Here is a 14,375-nt window from a genome sequence, read left to right as displayed (position 1 = left end):
CGGAGCAACCGCGCCGCTCGCGCCAGCGTCCTCACGGAACCGGTCCGTCGTGGGCCGCCATGCCGCCGAACGCGTCGCGGGTGACCAGGGCGGTCCGGGCGCCAGGTCGCCAGCGCGGAGCGCCGCGAGCAGCCCCGCGGGTCCGGCACCGATGACCACGACGTCCATGGGCGCTGAGCCGTTCATGTCCGGAGCTCCGCCAGCCACCGCAGCGCGCGCAGCCCCGGCATGAAGCCGTACTCGCCTCCGCGCGTGACCACGAACCGCGGCAGGCCCTGCAGCCGCCTGGGGATGGGCCGCTTCGGGAAGGAGAAGTCGCCCGTTCCATCGTGCGCGCCGCCGACGGGGTCCTTCGCATCGCCCAGCCCCAGGAAGTCACCCCCGTTGGCCCACTCCGCCTGCACGAACTCGAACTGCCGTCCGAGGTGCGCGCCGATGAAGGCGAACATCAACCCGCGGTCGACGCCATCGTCATCGAGGACTCCGTCGGGCAGCTCGGGGCCGTAGGCGGTCCCGCGCCGGATCATCCGGTGGAGCCTGACCACGCCAGCGACAGCCGCGTCGCGGGGGTTCGTTCGCCGGATGTGTGACCCGGGAGGCGTCTTGTATCCGGTCGGGTCATCTGAATAGTGGAAGTCATTGCTGCGCGACTCATCGGCGCCCAGGGCGGGAACGTCGTGGAAGGGGCACAGCGCCAGCGGCGCGCCGCTCCGCCACCTCCCCATCATCTTCGCCGCCAGGACCTCCTCGTCCTCCGGGCTGTTCGCGGCGTGCTTCAGGTACTGCCTGAACGCGGCCACCCGCTGATGAAGCTTGCGGAAGGCGACGTACGTTCCATTGCGTCCCAGGACGTCAGGCCGGGGCATCGGGGAGACGCCGCCCGTCTCATCCGGGTAGCCGAGGACGAACTCGCCCGGCCTGAGCGGCGCCTCATGGGGATTGCTCCCTGGGATGCCGCTCCCCTCGATGGCCGGATGGCTGATGCCGTCCCTGAACCCGAACGGCTCCTTGCCCGTGCTCAGGGCGTGGCAGTCCTGACGCCAGATGGGCTGGATGCCACCCAGCTCCCGCAGGGCCGTGTGCGCGCGGTCCAGCGCGGCTTCGAGCCGGGCCTGATCCGGCGAAAGCGCCGTCAACACGACGTGGACCTCGCTCGTCCCCAGCGGAGGTTCCCAGTGTTCGGGGCCGCTCTCACCGTCGTCGGCCAGCGCCTTCGCCCGGGCGGCCATGCCCTGCTGGAACTCCCACGCGAAGCTGTCCAGGGAGTCCCGCGGCACACCCAGCGCCTCGAGCCCCCGGTACGTGAGCGCGACGCTGAGCCCGAGGTCGGCATTCGGGCTGCCCGGCTGGGCGGCCGTGCTCACCACCGAGCCGAGCCGCCTCATCAGCTCCCGTCCCGCGCTCCGCTCGTCGATGCGCAAGAGGATGTAGGTCGCGACGTATGGAGACGGCCGGGGCCGCAGCACTCCGCTCTGGATGTCGTCGAGTTCGAGCATCTCAGTGGGCCGTGGCGAGGTTCTTCCAGAAGCGCACGAGGCTCTCGTCCGCCCCGAACAGGGTGCTGAAGACGGTGGAGTCCGCCACCAGCACGTCGCCGGCCCTGCCGTCGCCCGGCGGCATCCACACCAGCGCATTGAACTCGGTGTTTCCCGCGTTCGTGAACGGATGGGGCCGGGTCCGGTCGATGGGCTGCTTCGCCAGGACGCGAGCCGAACGGGAGCCCTCCGGGGTGACCGCGTAGTGCGGCAGGTGCAGGTGGAAGTTGAAGTTCCGCACCCCGGTCAGCCAGCCGCGCGTATCCAGGTCCGCCATCACCGTCAACGGGGCGCTCCGGTTCGTTCCTTCAACGACGGCGGGACGCAGCCCCCAGCGGTTCTCCACGGGGATTCCCAGCCCCTTCATCAACGAACGCGCATAGCCGCCGAAGCGTTGCTGACGCGGCACCAGCGCGTCGCCATGGTGGGCGTATTCCAGGGCGCGCTCGTCCAGGTCCTGTGAGTGCCCGACGTCGTGGTGCGGGCCCAGCACCAGACAGGTGCCTTCGCGCTCGAGGAAGGCGCGGACCGCTTCTATCTCCTCCGGGGCGGCCACCTGTCCGGTGACGTCGTGGTCCAGCCCGAAGACGAGCAGCGTGTCCGTATCCGCGAGGACCCGCTCGTCGAGCGGCAGGGAGAAGCCCGCCTGGTCGACCCGCTGGAACATGGGGACCTTGTTCCCGGTGACCTCTTCGATGACCTGCTGGAACTTCACCCACGCCCAGAAGAAGAGCTCCAGCGAGCCCGCGATTCCCTGCTGGAACCTCAGCGCGTCCGACCACTGCGGGGACTCGTAGGCGGGCCAGAGCACCCGGCGAACCTCGACCATCGTCGAGAACCGGTTGTCCATCTCGGCGGTATTGCGATTGGCCTCTCCGGGGTAGCTCCAGGACGTGTAGACGCTGACCCGCCGGTGGCCCTTCGAGTATTTCCTCGGCGTGTGGTTCTGGTTGTAGGTCCGCCCGGCTGGCTCGCTCATGACAGGCCCCTACTGCATCTGCTCGAGCATCTCGGTGAACGAGGCCTTGAGCTTCAGCGCCTTCTTGATCTCATCGCTCGTGAAGTACGGGTACTCGCCGTACTCGAGAAAACTGGTGCACTGGTGCTCCCGGAGGAACTTGACGAACGCAGGCGCGTTGGTCTTCCAGTCCATGGGAAACCCCTCGAGGCTCTCGAAGGCGGTATTGATGCCGGCCTTCGTGAAGAGAACGACCGCGTCCTCGGTGTACTTGTCGAAGTCGGTGTCGAAGATGCCCTGATACATGAACCGGGTGTCGTTATCGAAGAGCACCCAGCGGAGGTAGTGGAGCTTGAGCGGCGCCAGAAGGTCAGGGGTGCCCTTGAGCGCTTCGGCCAGGGTCCGGCCGTAGCCGCGCAGCGTCTCGGCGTGCCCTGGCTTGACGTTGGCGACGACCGTGAAGCCATAACAGGCGGGCGTCTTCGGGAAGATGGGACCGTACTTCCCCTTCGCGAGGTGGTCCGTCGACCTCGGTATCGCCATGGCCTGGGGTTTGATCTCCATCGTCCGTCTCCCTTTGCGCGTGTACTTCAAGGTCGGGGGGGGGACCCGCGCCTGCAAGTACGCCATCGCCTTCGAGCGGAAGAGCACAGGCTGTCCCGTCGTCTCAGCACGCAGGGCGGCGACATGCGCACGCCCTGCTGGGCAGAGGAGGGGGCTGTTGCCCGGTGTCTAGCCGACGTACGCCGCCAGGTGCTTGCCGGTCAGCGTGGACGGGGCCGCGACCAGACTGGCAGGGGTGCCTTCGAACACGACCCGCCCGCCGTCGTGGCCCGCGCCCGGCCCCAGGTCGATGAGCCAGTCCGCGTGCGCCATGACCGCCTGGTGGTGCTCGATGACGATGACCGACTTGCCGGAGTCCACCAGCCGGTCCAGCAGCCCGAGCAGCTGCTCGACGTCGGCCAGGTGCAGGCCCGTGGTCGGCTCGTCGAGCACGTAGACGCCGCCGTCCTCGCCCATGTGCGTCGCGAGCTTCAACCGCTGCCGCTCGCCACCCGACAGCGTGGTGAGCGGCTGGCCGAGCCGCAGGTAGCCGATGCCGACGTCCGTCATGCGCTTCAGGATGGCGTGCGCGGCCGGGGTCTTCGCCTCGCCCTTGCTGAAGAAGGTGACGGCGTCCGCGACGGGCAGGTCCAACACCTCCGCGATGTTGAGCCCGCCCAGCCGGTAGTCCAGCACCGCCGCCTGGAAGCGCCGGCCCTCGCAGTCCTCGCAGACCGTGCTGACGCCGGCCATCATCGCCAGGTCCGTGTAGATGACCCCGGCGCCGTTGCACGTCGGGCAGGCGCCCTCGGAGTTGGCGCTGAACAGGGCGGGCTTCACGCCGTTGGCCTTCGCGAAGGCCTTGCGGACCGGCTCCAGCAGGCCGGTGTACGTCGCCGGGTTGCTCCGCCGCGAGCCCTTGATGGCGCCCTGGTCCACCGTCACCACGCCGTCCCGGCCCGACACCGAGCCGTGGATGAGCGAGCTCTTGCCCGACCCGGCCACGCCGGTCACCACCACCAGCACGCCGAGCGGGATGTCGACGTCCACCTTCTTCAGGTTGTGGGCGCTGGCGCCGCGCACCTTCAGGGTCCCCGAGGGCTTGCGCACCGACGGCTTCAAGCGGGCCCGGTAGCCCAGGTGCCGCCCGGTGAGCGTGCCGCTGGCCCGCAGCCCTTCGACGGTGCCCTCGAACACCACCTGGCCCCCGGCGGTGCCAGCGCCGGGGCCAAGGTCGACGACGTGGTCGGCGATCTCGATGGCCTCCGGCTTGTGCTCGACGACCAGCACGGTGTTGCCTTTGTCGCGCAGCCGCACCAGCAGGCCGTTCATCCGCTGGATGTCGTGCGGGTGCAGCCCCACCGTCGGCTCGTCGAAGACGTAGGTCACGTCGGTGAGCGCCGACCCGAGGTGCCGGATCATCTGGGTGCGCTGGGCCTCGCCGCCGGACAGCGTCCCCGACGGCCGGTCCAGGCTGAGGTAGCCCAGGCCAATCTCCACGAACGAGTCGAGCGTCTGCCGCAGCGTCGCCAGCAGCGGCGCGACGGACGGCTCCTCCAGGCCCCGCACCCACGCGGCCAGGTCGTTGATCTGCATCGCACAGGCCTCCGCGATGTTGATGCCCTTGATTCTGCAGGACCGGGCGGCCGCGTTGAGCCGGGTGCCGCCGCACTCGGGACAGGCCGTGAACGTCACCGCCCGCTCCACGAACGCGCGGATGTGCGGCTGCATCGCCTCCACGTCCTTGGACAGGAACGACTTCTGGATGCGCGGGACCAGCCCCTCGTAGGTCAGGTTCATGCTCTCGACCTTCACCTTGGTCGGCTCCCGGTAGAGGAAGTCGTGGCGCTCCTGCTTCGTGTACTTGCGGATCGGCTTGTTCGGGTCGAGGAAGCCCGAGGCCGTGAAGATGCGCACCTGCCAGCCATCGACGGTGTAGCCCGGGATGGTGAGCGCGCCCTCGGCGAGCGACTTCGTGTCGTCGTACAGCTGGGACAGGTCGATGTCGTTCACCGACCCCATGCCCTCACACCGCGGGCACATGCCGCCGGTGACCGTGAACTCGCGCCGCTCCGTCTTCCCTTCGCCCTTGTCGGTGGACATCTGGCCCACGCCGCGGGCCGTCGGGACATTGAAGGAGAAGGCGTTGGACGAACCGATGTGCGGCTCGCCGAGCCGGCTGAACAGCACCCGCAGCATCGCGTTGGCGTCCGTCGCCGTGCCGACCGTCGAGCGGGAGTTGGCGCCCATCCGCTCCTGGTCCACGATGATCGCCGTCGTCAGCCCTTCCAGCACGTCGACCTCCGGCCGGCCCAGCGAGGGCATGAAGCCCTGCACGAACGTGCTGTAGGTCTCGTTGATGAGCCGCTGCGACTCCGCCGCGATGGTGCCGAACACCAGCGACGACTTGCCGGAACCCGAGACGCCGGTGAACACCGTCAGCCGCCGCTTGGGAAGCTCGACGCTCACGTCCTTGAGGTTGTTTTCCCGGGCGCCCCGGACGCGGATCCGGTCGTGGCTGTCGGAGGGCTGCGGCGGGGAGGAGGTCATGGGCTTCTTCATGGCGGTCGGTATATGCCTTGACGGGAATATGAAGCAATGGGTATATGAACCGCATGGAATCATCGTTCGCGATCATCGCGGAGCCCAACCGCCGGAGCATCCTCAGCCTGCTGGCGGCGTCGGAGTGCTCCGTCGGCGAGCTTGAGCGCCAGCTGCGGATGCCGCAGTCCTCCGTGTCCAAGCACCTGCGGGTGCTGCGTGACGCCGGCTTCGTGGAGGCGCGCGTCGAGGCCCAGCGGCGCGTCTACCGGCTGCGGCCGGAGCCGCTGATGGAGGTCGACGCGTGGCTGACGCCCTTCCGGCGCTTCTGGACGGCCCACGTCGACGCGCTCGAACGCCATCTCGACCGGATGGACCAGACACCCAAGAAAGAGAAAGGAAAGAAGTGATGAGCCACCGTGCGAAGTACACGCCCGGCCCCGCGGCCGGGGCGAGGATTGAGAAGGAGGGGGACAAGTGGACGCTGGTGCTGGTCCGCGACCTGCGCCATCCGCCCACGAAGGTCTGGGAGGCGATCACCGACCCCGAGCACCTGCGCGAGTGGGCGCCGTTCGATCCCGACCGGAACCTCGCCACCGTCGGCGCCGTGAAGCTCACCACCGTGGGGGCGCCGAAGGAGCACGTCGCCGAGTCGCAGGTGAAGCGGGCGGAAGCGCCGAGGCTGCTCGAGTACGGCTGGGGTGGGAACGACATGCGCTGGGAGCTGGAGCCGCTGGAGAGCGGCGGCACCCGGCTCACGCTCTGGCACAACATCCACCGGGGCTTCATCTCGATGGGCGCCGCGGGCTGGCACATCTGCTTCGACGTGCTGGATCAGCTGCTCGCCGGCGAGCCCCTGGGCCGCATCGTCGGCCCGGAGGCCATGAAGTTCGACTGGCAGCGCCTGAACGTCGAGTACGCGAAGCAGTTCGGCGTCGAACCTCCCCCGAACCCGCCCTCTGCCCCCAGGACCTGAACATGCTGCGCGACAAGGGAATCCGCATCGGCTTCTGGCTCGTCACCGCGCTGTTCTGTCTGCAGATCGGCTTCACCGCCTACGCGCAGCTGAGCCTGCCGCAGGTGTCGCAGGCGTTCACCCACCTGGGCTTCCCCGACTACTTCCGGGTGCAGCTCTCCTGGGCCAAGTTCCTGGGCGTGGTGGTGCTGCTGGCGCCGGTGCCGGCGCGGCTCAAGGAGTGGGCCTACGCGGGCTTCGCCTTCAACCTGGTCTCCGCGCTCATCGCCCACCTCGCGGTGGGGGACGGCCCGGAGGCGTGGGGCTTCGCGGCGGGCACGGGCGTGCTCTGGGGCCTCTCGTATGTCCTCTGGCGCCAGCTCCGGGCCCGTCCGCTGTCGCATTCGCTGGAGGCCGCCCATGCCTGACAGCAATCAGGCCACCGGAGCCGCCGCATCCCGGCTCATCGACCAGCGGATCCTCGACCTGGGGGACTGGCGCGGGGAGACGCTGGCCCGCATGCGGGCGCTCATCCTGGAGGCCGACCCGGAGATGATCGAGGAGTGGAAGTGGATGGGCACCCCGGTCTGGTCGCACCACGGGATTGTCTGCACCGGGGAGTCGTACAAGAAGGCCGTGAAGCTCACCTTCATGAAGGGGGCCAGCGTCCCGGACCCGAAGGGCCTCTTCAACTCCAGCCTGGAGGGCAACACGCGCCGGGCCATCGACATCCATGAAGGGGAGAAGGTCGACGCGCGCGCCTTCAAGGCGCTGGTGAAGGCCGCGGTGGCGCTGAACGGTCCGCCGAAGAAGAAACGGTAGCGCGTCAGCGAAGCGGGACGCCGCGCACGCACGAGTCGTAGAGCGTCAGCGAGACCTTCTCGGTCTTCCTCTCCCGCAGCCAGGGCACGCCATGAAGCTCGAGGTCCACCGTGCAGATGACGATGGGCCGCCTTCGGGCGACGTCCTCCAGGCGGCGGAGCACGGCGGACAGCATCTCGCCGTTGAAGGGGGCGTACAGGAAGAACACCGACCCATCGAGCTCGATGTCGGCGGCGTTGGCGTGGACGAACGAGACGCCGGGAAGGGCAAGCTCGGCGCAGCGTGCCCTCGCGCGGTGGACCAGGGGCTCCTGGAGCTCCACCCCCTGCGCTCGCGCCCCGGACAACAGGTGGGCGAGCATCACCACGCGGCCCAGTCCTGAGCCGAGATCGACGAACGCGTCGTCAGGTCGGAGCGGCACCTCCGCCACCATCGCGAGGATCTCGTCCACGCCGCAGGGCAGATAGGGCACCGCGCCGCGCGGGAGGTTCGCGATGTCTGGCGGCGGCTCCTCGAACCCGAGCAGCGCGTCGACCCACCCGTCCCGCTCGGGAGCGGGTATCGAGAGCAGGAGCTCGCGGAACGCGTCTCCGCGCAGCGCGCCGGACTTGATGTCGGCGCGCGCCTGACGCAGTGAGGCTGTGTCCAAGGCGCCGGGTTTGCCGTGCATGGTCTCGCTCCTCAAGGAACTTGAACGCCTGTCGGAGGATATTGGCGCGCGTCAGCGGCAGATAGCCCGGCGCGGCAGCGCGCTCTTGAACGCCAGCGTGCCGTCCTGCGCGCGCACCTGGTCTCCGGTGACGACCCATGGTGACTGGCACCATCCTCCTGGTGACGGCGGTCACCACCTGGATGCCTGAAGCGCGCTCCCCGCCCCTGAGAAGTCCACGGGTTGCGGGGCCTGCCTGGCTGGCATCCGCGCTGCAATGAGACAGCGCAACGATGTCCCGAACCCGGTGACCCCATGATCCTCGCCAAGCCCACGGCCCTCTCGTCTTCCGCGCTGCGCCCGAGCGCTGTTCCGTCCACCTCCGTCAACCCGAAGCAGCAGCTGTCCGCGGGGCCCGTCCAGGACACGGGGACCCGGAGCACGCTCGCGCGGGGCTTCAGCCCGCTGGACTCCTTCGAGCCCGCGGCGGTCATCAACCGGCGGCAGCCCTCCCCCGCGTCCATGGCGGCTCCGGCCCCCCAGGCCTCCGGCGTCCCGAGCGCCAATGACAAGCGGCCGGCCGGCGACACCCGGACGGCGGCGCAGCTTGTCGACGACTCGCCCGTGCTGAAGAAGCTGGGCCGCCAGAAGGACATCAAGTTCGAGCAGCTGTGCAAGCAGACGGGCGTCGACCCCAAGCTCGACCTGAAGGACCCGAAGCAGAACGCCGACGGCGTCTACCGGCTGACGAAGGTGCTGGAGTTCATCGACAGCGCGAAGGCCTCCACGGGCGGGGACCGCGAGAACAAGGTCCAGGGCGGCAAGGGCGACGGCAACATCGAGGGCATCACCAAGGACGGCGATGCGCGCCATGGCACGGAGGCCGGCATGCTCAAGGACTTCGCGGAGAAGGGCTACTCCTTCCTGGGCGAGCACCAGCTGCCGACGACGAAGGACACCCACGTCAAGGCGGACGGCAGCAACAAGGACAACTTCCAGTGGGCCGCGGGCGAGGCGGGCAAGGCCCTGTGGTTCCTGCCGGGAGTCAGCAACGTCCTGACGGGCATCGGCAACTCGGAGGGCGGCTTCAAGGGCGTCCTCGAAGGGGCCGCGACCGGCTACTTCAACACCCTGAAGGGCGCCGCGGAGGGCGTCATCGGCTCCATCACGAAGGGCCGCGCCAACCCGGCCGGCATGATCTTCGGAGGCGTCATGGGCGCGCTGGGCAGCACCGAAGCCGCGCCGCAGCCGGTGAAGGACATCGCCAACCTGTTGGGGTGATGACCGCTGTCCGGGCGCTGGTGATTCCAGTCACCAGGCCTCCCGCCGCTTCCACGAAGCCCCCCTCGCCAACTGCTTGAAACCACAGGCCGGCCCTGGCCCCACCGTCTGACTTGGGCACGGCATGTCGGATGCAATCGGGCAGGGCATCGCAGTTTCGCTCCCCTTCGCCGCACCTCTTGAGGTTTCTCCCATGGCCCGTCGCATCGGTTCGTCCCTCTCCCGCTCCGCCACGCTCCCGTCCTCCACGGTGTCCCAGCCCAGGCCGCCGGCGCGCGCGTCGACGCTCCCCACGACGGCCACGAAGCCCGTGGCGACGCCGCCCGCCGCGACGGCCACGAAGCCCACCGCGACCGCGCCGGCCGCCACGGAGCCCAGGCCGGTGAAGCACGCGGGCGCGCCCGAGGGAGCGCCCTCCTACAGCCCCTGGGAGCGGACCACGGGCCAGGGCTCGGACGTAGCGGTGAGCGGTGGTGACAACAAGCTCACGGCGCCCCCGGGCGCGAAGCAGAACGTGCTCATCGACAAGCCGGGCAACCCCTTCCAGAAGGACACCTTCGGCGGTGGCCGGCTGAGCGGCAACGTGGGCTCGATGCAGGCCTCCACCACGAGCCACAGCGGCGGTGGTGTGCACCACTACTCGGCCCAGGCCGAGGTGCAGGGCCCCAACGCGGCCTTCGAGCTCCAGAAGACGCACGCGGGCCGCTTCGGCGTGTCCAGCGCGCAGCTCACCGGCGAGGCCAACAGCTTCAAGGCGCAGGCCCAGGCGGGCGTGTCGGCCGACACGAACTCGCACGCCTACACCGCCGCGCTGACGGCCAAGGCGGAGACGGGCGTGGGTGTCACGGCGAGCGCGAACCACGACTTCAACCGGCACGTGGGCGGCTACGTGAAGGGCGAGGCGAAGGCCTCCGCGTCCGCCTTCGCCGAGGGCGTGGCCACGGTGGATCCGAAGACGGCCACGGCGATGGTCTCCGGGCAGGTGGGAGCGGGCGCGACGGCGGGGGGCGTACGCCACGGCGGGCGGGCACGTGGGCCGGGTGCACGGCTCGGTCACCGCGGGCGCGGTGGCGGGCGCGTCGGCCCAGGCGGGCGGGAAGTTCGGCCTGGAGAACGGCTTCCTCAAGCACTCCGCGGACGTGAACACCGCCATGGGCCTGGGCACCCACGTGAAGACCGACGTGGCGGTGGACCTGCGTCACCACATCAAGCCGGGCATCGCGTCGGGCCTGCGTCCCGCCCTCGGCTCCGCGATGAGCGTGCCCGCACCCGCGATCGCCATCGAGCCCGAGAAGTCGGGCGTCGAGAAGTTCTTCGCCAAGGCCTTCCACAGGTCGTGACGCGCCGCCGGGAAGCCGCTTCGACTCCGCATGCCGGCCCCTCCTCCTGGGCCGGCATGCAGGTCAACGTCTAGTTACAGGGCGCGCCGCAGGTGCCGGCCCCACGGGCCTGACATGCCGCCGTGTTGATGCAGAACTCGCCATCCCCCGTGCAGCAGCCGAGCAATCGCGAGGGCTCGCCCGAGGTCTCGTCCGGGACCGCGGAGCTGGGGGCGGTTGAGACGAGGACGGCCTCTTCATTCGCCGCGACCTGCGAGGAAGAGGGGACAGCCATTCCCACCACGAAGGCAAAACTCAGGGCGACTCCGGAAACGAGCTTCCGCAGCATCTGTGGCTCCTTGGGTTGAGAGGCATCTGGGATGGTACTCCCAGGGCGTCTGTCATCCAAGATGGCGGGCAGTGGCAGCAGCGCGACCCTCCTGGAGGGCCACCTATCCCGCATGCGTCGCCTTCTCGAAGCGCCGATCCGGCACCAGCCACAGCACCGCGGCCAGCACATAGACCGCCTCGGAGAAATGCCCGTTGATGAACGCGCTGACGATGCCGGCCAGGTAGAGCACCGACGAAATCTTGCCCTTGAGATCGCGCCCGACCGCCAGCGCCAGGGGCGACTGCCGGCCCTGCATCGCCACCATGCGGGTCTGCAGCACCCACCAGGCGAAGGCACACATCAGGAGCACGAAGCCGTAGAGCGCCAGCGGCACGGACGCGAAATGGTTTTCGCCCATCCAGCCGGTGGTGAAGGGGACCAGCGACAGCCAGAACAGCAGGTGCAGGTTCGCCCACAGCACGCCGCCGGTGACGTGGCTGATGGTGTGCAAGAGATGATGGTGGTTGTTCCAGTAGATGCCGATGTACACGAAGCTGAGCACGTAGCTGAGGAAGACGGGGATCAGCGGCCGCAGGTCGGCCAGCTCGCTGCCGTGCGGTACCTTGAGCTCCAGCACCATGATCGTGATGATGATGGCGATGACGCCGTCGCTGAATGCCTCCAGCCGGTTCTTGTCCATGCTGCCCCCCGTGCACGATTCGAGTCGCCTCCGCGGGCGACCCGGCCTGACACGTTATTCCGGAAGGGCCCCCAGCACGGGCGTCAAATCCGGATCGGCCTTCTGCATGGCCCGGCGATAGGCCGGCCGCGCGCCGTCATTCCGGCACTGCCCTACAGCTGACCTTCTCAGGCCATCCGTATGCGATCAGGACCGCGAAGGGCCAGACCTGGGATGTCGTGTGAGTGCCGGGAGCCTTGACCCGCCGGTAGTAGACGATCAGCTCCGGCCCGTCCTTCTCAGGCTCCGGGACGCGCTCGACGGAGTCGATGAGGAGGACGGTGCCATCCACCTCGCGCGTGGACGACACACAGAGGATCCAGCTGGAGAACTTGAAGGTGTTCCTGGGCCGAGCAGTCTCTGAGACCAGTCGGATGTAGGGACTCTTCAGGATCCCTTCGGCTGGAATGTGCTCCAGCTCGCTGGCACTGGCGGCGATGATTTGTTCGAAGCGCTGTTCCCGGTAATCGGTCTTGAAGCTCTCGCGCATGTCGGGCGTCGCCCCCGCGCTCGCTCCCAACAACAGACAGGTCAGCCCCACCACCCAGTGAAATCGCATCATGTGCGCCTCCCTGGTGGAATACGTAGCAAGCAGTGTGCCTTGGCTCTACGCCCTGGGAGCGCGTCTGGGAGCGCATGGCGTGTGACAATTTGACCCGGGACCGAGTCGTCCGGCGGGTCAGGGTGTCCGGCTCAGGGGAGCGAAACTCCGGTGGCCCGAGCGAGCTCGTCGAGCAGCTGGGCCTGGAACTTCAGGTCGTCCGCCGCGGGGTGCCGCTCGACCCGTCGCTGGTGGTGCCAGTAGCCGTCCGTGGTGCGTGCCTCGGCGGCGTCGCTGGTCGCCAGCCACTCCTGCGTGAGGTGACCGAGCCGCAGGTCATCGGGCGCGTTGGGACCGCCCATCTTCGTGGGGACCCAGCCTGGATCGACCGAGTTGCTGAAGACGTCCGGCCAGCGTCGGGCAATGGCGGAGGCCAGGGCGGTGACGAAGAGCTTGCTGTCCGAGTAGGTCCCCGTGGCGCGACGTCCGCTCCAATCCATGCCATCGAGGCTCGGCTGCCCGCCCTTGTGCATCCCGCTGCTCAGGTAGACCAGGCGTTGGGGCCGCTGGATGAGCGCGGTGAGCACGTAGGGCGCTACGACGTTCACGGGCAGAATCGACGGGTCGGAGTACACACCGGCGTTGTGGATCACCGCGTCCAGCTGCCCAAGCGCGTTGACCTGGTTGGCGAGGTCACGGACCTGTTCCAGGACCGCGAGGTCCGCGACCAGGGCGACCGCGCCTTGCGTCACCAGGTCCTGTACGGCGGCGAGCCGCTGCTCGCTGCGCACATGGACGATCAGCTCGTGACCGTCGGTGAGGAGCGTCTGTGCCGCGGCCTTGCCCAAGCCGTCCGCTGACCCGGTGATGAAGATGCGTGCCATGTCTCACCACTATGCGCGCCGTCACACCGAGGCACCACTCACTGCGCGTGGAGGGCTGCGTCCGCGATGGCGCCCACCGCCGCGAGACTCGATGCGACCGGCGCCGAGATGTGTCACCGCTTGCTCACTTCCATTCATCGCGACGCGGCCTGGTTCGGATAAGAATCCGGGGGCAGTCTTTCCATCGTCCGGACGAGGTCATCCATGCATCGGGGATCCTGCTTGTGCGGCGCGGTCCGCTTCACCGTGGAGGGAGCATTGCCCGGCCCTGACGCCTGCCACTGCGGCAAGTGTCGCAAGCACTCGGGCCATTACTTCGTATCGACGGACGTACCGCGCTCAGCAGTCACCATCGAGGGCGGGGACAAGGTCCGCTGGTTCCAGTCGTCCGAGAAGGCGCGTCGCGGCTTCTGCTCTGTCTGCGGTTCGTCGCTGTTCTGGGATCCGCTCCACCGGGATTGGATTGGAATTGCGATGGGCGCCTTCGACACGCCGACCCACACCCGCATCGCGGTCCACGTCTACATGGCCGACAAGGGCGACTATTACGACGTCGCGGACGGAGTGCCGCGGTTCGACACGATCCCTCCCAAGCCGCGAGAAGGCTGACGCGTGCACGAATACGACTTGATCGCGGACTGGTATGCATCCCAACGTGCAGGTCACGTGGGCGTCCCGGAAGTGACAGCGCTCGCGGCCTCACTGCCGGCCGGCGCCCTGGTGCTGGACGTCGGTTGTGGCACGGGACTGCCGCTGACGCGGGTGCTGCTGGAGCACGGCTGCCAGGTGACGGGCGTGGATAGCTCCCGCGAGCTGCTGGCGCGCTTCCGAGCGAACTTCCCCCACGTTCCGGTGTTTTGTGCGTCCATCCTGTCGTGTGAGCTCCAGGCGCGAACGTTCGACGCCGCGATTGCGTGGGGCGTCCTGTTCCACCTGCGCCACGAAGAGCAGGAACAGGCGATCGCCAACATCGTCAGGGCCTTGAAGCCTGGCGCCGCGTTCCTCTTCACCTCGGGCGACGCCCACGGCTCCATGGATGGCGCGCCGATGAATGGCGTGCCGTTCCGCTATCACTCGTACAGCGTCGAGGGGTATCGCGACCTGCTGCGCGCGCACGGGCTCACGTTGGAGACGACGCACACGGACCCGGGCGGGAACGTCTACTACCTGGCGCGCAGGACAGGATGAGGCAGGCGGTGTCTTCAAGCGCTAGCTGCGCGCGCCGACCGCCTCCGGCCTCGCTCAAGCCCTTCGTCTCCGATATCCAGGAGCTGAAG

At 68.7% G+C, this 14,375-nt stretch carries 18 protein-coding genes; 9 read left to right on the top strand and 9 right to left on the bottom strand.

Going from position 1 to position 14,375, the window contains the following annotated elements; genetic code table 11:
• The 5 genes from ACLEQD_RS05315 to ACLEQD_RS05295 all read right to left on the bottom strand — a co-directional run.
• The coding region (locus tag ACLEQD_RS05315) for a hypothetical protein (protein WP_410382214.1) at positions 1-186 on the bottom strand (186 nt) is incomplete at its 3' end.
• On the bottom strand, positions 183-1,496 hold the full coding sequence (locus tag ACLEQD_RS05310; protein WP_410382212.1) for a Dyp-type peroxidase: 1,314 nt from the start codon (positions 1,494-1,496) through the stop codon (positions 183-185). The genes ACLEQD_RS05310 and ACLEQD_RS05315, both read right to left, overlap by 4 nt.
• 1 nt (position 1,497) lies before the next feature.
• Positions 1,498-2,514, bottom strand: a complete 1,017-nt coding sequence (locus ACLEQD_RS05305) for a hypothetical protein (RefSeq protein WP_410382211.1) — start codon at positions 2,512-2,514, stop codon at positions 1,498-1,500.
• 9 nt (positions 2,515-2,523) lie between these two features.
• Entirely contained in the window at positions 2,524-3,057 is a 534-nt protein-coding gene (locus ACLEQD_RS05300; protein ID WP_410382209.1) for a hypothetical protein, read from the bottom strand.
• 168 nt (positions 3,058-3,225) lie between these two features.
• The gene (locus ACLEQD_RS05295; RefSeq protein ID WP_410382207.1) at positions 3,226-5,586 is read right to left on the bottom strand and encodes an ATP-binding cassette domain-containing protein; all 2,361 of its coding nucleotides are present in this window, start codon (positions 5,584-5,586) and stop codon (positions 3,226-3,228) included.
• A 65-nt stretch (positions 5,587-5,651) separates the two neighbouring features.
• Between ACLEQD_RS05295 and ACLEQD_RS05290 the strand changes: the two genes are divergently transcribed.
• From ACLEQD_RS05290 to ACLEQD_RS05275, 4 genes are read left to right on the top strand one after another with little or no spacing between them, the layout of a single operon-like run.
• Positions 5,652-5,987, top strand: a complete 336-nt coding sequence (locus ACLEQD_RS05290) for an ArsR/SmtB family transcription factor (RefSeq protein WP_410382215.1) — start codon at positions 5,652-5,654, stop codon at positions 5,985-5,987.
• Complete coding sequence (locus tag ACLEQD_RS05285; protein ID WP_410382206.1) at positions 5,987-6,553, top strand: SRPBCC family protein; 567 nt, start codon at positions 5,987-5,989, stop codon at positions 6,551-6,553. Before ACLEQD_RS05290 ends, ACLEQD_RS05285 begins: the two co-directional genes overlap by 1 nt.
• 2 nt (positions 6,554-6,555) lie before the next feature.
• Positions 6,556-6,960, top strand: coding sequence for a DoxX family protein (locus ACLEQD_RS05280; RefSeq protein ID WP_410382205.1), 405 nt, complete (start codon positions 6,556-6,558; stop codon positions 6,958-6,960).
• Positions 6,953-7,354: a DUF1801 domain-containing protein gene (locus tag ACLEQD_RS05275; protein WP_410382204.1), complete on the top strand. Its 402-nt coding sequence runs from the start codon at positions 6,953-6,955 to the stop codon at positions 7,352-7,354. Before ACLEQD_RS05280 ends, ACLEQD_RS05275 begins: the two co-directional genes overlap by 8 nt.
• A 4-nt stretch (positions 7,355-7,358) precedes the next feature.
• Here the strand turns inward: ACLEQD_RS05275 and ACLEQD_RS05270 are convergent, their stop codons facing one another.
• Positions 7,359-8,024, bottom strand: coding sequence for a hypothetical protein (locus tag ACLEQD_RS05270; RefSeq protein ID WP_410382203.1), 666 nt, complete (start codon positions 8,022-8,024; stop codon positions 7,359-7,361).
• On the opposite strand from ACLEQD_RS05270, the gene ACLEQD_RS05265 reads away from it, so the two are divergent.
• The 3 genes from ACLEQD_RS05265 to ACLEQD_RS05255 all read left to right on the top strand — a co-directional run bounded on the left by ACLEQD_RS05265 (position 8,023) and on the right by ACLEQD_RS05255 (position 10,698).
• Positions 8,023-8,214: a hypothetical protein gene (locus ACLEQD_RS05265; protein WP_410382202.1), complete on the top strand. Its 192-nt coding sequence runs from the start codon at positions 8,023-8,025 to the stop codon at positions 8,212-8,214. The two genes, ACLEQD_RS05270 and ACLEQD_RS05265, sit on opposite strands and share 2 nt — an antisense overlap.
• 104 nt (positions 8,215-8,318) lie before the next feature.
• Positions 8,319-9,284, top strand: a complete 966-nt coding sequence (locus tag ACLEQD_RS05260) for a hypothetical protein (RefSeq protein WP_410382200.1) — start codon at positions 8,319-8,321, stop codon at positions 9,282-9,284.
• 193 nt (positions 9,285-9,477) lie between these two features.
• The gene (locus tag ACLEQD_RS05255; protein WP_410382197.1) at positions 9,478-10,698 is read left to right on the top strand and encodes a hypothetical protein; all 1,221 of its coding nucleotides are present in this window, start codon (positions 9,478-9,480) and stop codon (positions 10,696-10,698) included.
• A 357-nt stretch (positions 10,699-11,055) separates the two neighbouring features.
• Here ACLEQD_RS05255 and ACLEQD_RS05250 read toward each other — a convergent pair whose 3' ends face one another.
• The 3 genes from ACLEQD_RS05250 to ACLEQD_RS05240 all read right to left on the bottom strand — a co-directional run bounded on the left by ACLEQD_RS05250 (position 11,056) and on the right by ACLEQD_RS05240 (position 13,098).
• Entirely contained in the window at positions 11,056-11,634 is a 579-nt protein-coding gene (locus tag ACLEQD_RS05250) for a TMEM175 family protein (RefSeq protein ID WP_410382195.1), read from the bottom strand.
• Between the two features lie 136 nt (positions 11,635-11,770).
• Complete coding sequence (locus ACLEQD_RS05245) at positions 11,771-12,235, bottom strand: hypothetical protein (RefSeq protein ID WP_410382193.1); 465 nt, start codon at positions 12,233-12,235, stop codon at positions 11,771-11,773.
• 131 nt (positions 12,236-12,366) lie between these two features.
• A complete protein-coding gene (locus ACLEQD_RS05240) occupies positions 12,367-13,098 on the bottom strand; it encodes an SDR family NAD(P)-dependent oxidoreductase (protein WP_410382191.1) in 732 nt (243 codons plus the stop codon).
• A gap of 204 nt (positions 13,099-13,302) precedes the next feature.
• On the opposite strand from ACLEQD_RS05240, the gene ACLEQD_RS05235 reads away from it, so the two are divergent.
• Complete coding sequence (locus tag ACLEQD_RS05235; RefSeq protein WP_410382190.1) at positions 13,303-13,707, top strand: GFA family protein; 405 nt, start codon at positions 13,303-13,305, stop codon at positions 13,705-13,707.
• Between the two features lie 3 nt (positions 13,708-13,710).
• On the top strand, positions 13,711-14,286 hold the full coding sequence (locus ACLEQD_RS05230) for a class I SAM-dependent DNA methyltransferase (RefSeq protein ID WP_410382188.1): 576 nt from the start codon (positions 13,711-13,713) through the stop codon (positions 14,284-14,286).
• Positions 14,287-14,375: the final 89 nt, after the last annotated feature.

Origin of the sequence: Corallococcus sp. 4LFB, assembly GCF_046520365.1 — a bacterium.
In the GTDB taxonomy this organism is placed as follows: domain Bacteria; phylum Myxococcota; class Myxococcia; order Myxococcales; family Myxococcaceae; genus Corallococcus; species Corallococcus caeni.
This window is presented reverse-complemented; position numbering and strand designations above follow the sequence as displayed.

What these genes read in the sequence shown, in the direction of transcription:
- ACLEQD_RS05270 (WP_410382203.1), bottom strand. Translation starts at nt 8,024, where the DNA reads ATGCACGGCAAACCCGGCGCCTTGGACACAGCCTCACTGCGTCAGGCG.
- ACLEQD_RS05250 (WP_410382195.1), bottom strand. Translation starts at nt 11,634, where the DNA reads ATGGACAAGAACCGGCTGGAGGCATTCAGCGACGGCGTCATCGCCATC.
- ACLEQD_RS05260 (WP_410382200.1), top strand. Translation starts at nt 8,319, where the DNA reads ATGATCCTCGCCAAGCCCACGGCCCTCTCGTCTTCCGCGCTGCGCCCG.
- ACLEQD_RS05245 (WP_410382193.1), bottom strand. Translation starts at nt 12,235, where the DNA reads ATGATGCGATTTCACTGGGTGGTGGGGCTGACCTGTCTGTTGTTGGGA.
- ACLEQD_RS05255 (WP_410382197.1), top strand. Translation starts at nt 9,478, where the DNA reads ATGGCCCGTCGCATCGGTTCGTCCCTCTCCCGCTCCGCCACGCTCCCG.
- ACLEQD_RS05280 (WP_410382205.1), top strand. Translation starts at nt 6,556, where the DNA reads ATGCTGCGCGACAAGGGAATCCGCATCGGCTTCTGGCTCGTCACCGCG.
- ACLEQD_RS05235 (WP_410382190.1), top strand. Translation starts at nt 13,303, where the DNA reads ATGCATCGGGGATCCTGCTTGTGCGGCGCGGTCCGCTTCACCGTGGAG.
- ACLEQD_RS05275 (WP_410382204.1), top strand. Translation starts at nt 6,953, where the DNA reads ATGCCTGACAGCAATCAGGCCACCGGAGCCGCCGCATCCCGGCTCATC.
- ACLEQD_RS05310 (WP_410382212.1), bottom strand. Translation starts at nt 1,496, where the DNA reads ATGCTCGAACTCGACGACATCCAGAGCGGAGTGCTGCGGCCCCGGCCG.
- ACLEQD_RS05295 (WP_410382207.1), bottom strand. Translation starts at nt 5,586, where the DNA reads ATGACCTCCTCCCCGCCGCAGCCCTCCGACAGCCACGACCGGATCCGC.
- ACLEQD_RS05300 (WP_410382209.1), bottom strand. Translation starts at nt 3,057, where the DNA reads ATGGAGATCAAACCCCAGGCCATGGCGATACCGAGGTCGACGGACCAC.
- ACLEQD_RS05285 (WP_410382206.1), top strand. Translation starts at nt 5,987, where the DNA reads ATGAGCCACCGTGCGAAGTACACGCCCGGCCCCGCGGCCGGGGCGAGG.
- ACLEQD_RS05305 (WP_410382211.1), bottom strand. Translation starts at nt 2,514, where the DNA reads ATGAGCGAGCCAGCCGGGCGGACCTACAACCAGAACCACACGCCGAGG.
- ACLEQD_RS05240 (WP_410382191.1), bottom strand. Translation starts at nt 13,098, where the DNA reads ATGGCACGCATCTTCATCACCGGGTCAGCGGACGGCTTGGGCAAGGCC.
- ACLEQD_RS05290 (WP_410382215.1), top strand. Translation starts at nt 5,652, where the DNA reads ATGGAATCATCGTTCGCGATCATCGCGGAGCCCAACCGCCGGAGCATC.
- ACLEQD_RS05265 (WP_410382202.1), top strand. Translation starts at nt 8,023, where the DNA reads ATGGTCTCGCTCCTCAAGGAACTTGAACGCCTGTCGGAGGATATTGGC.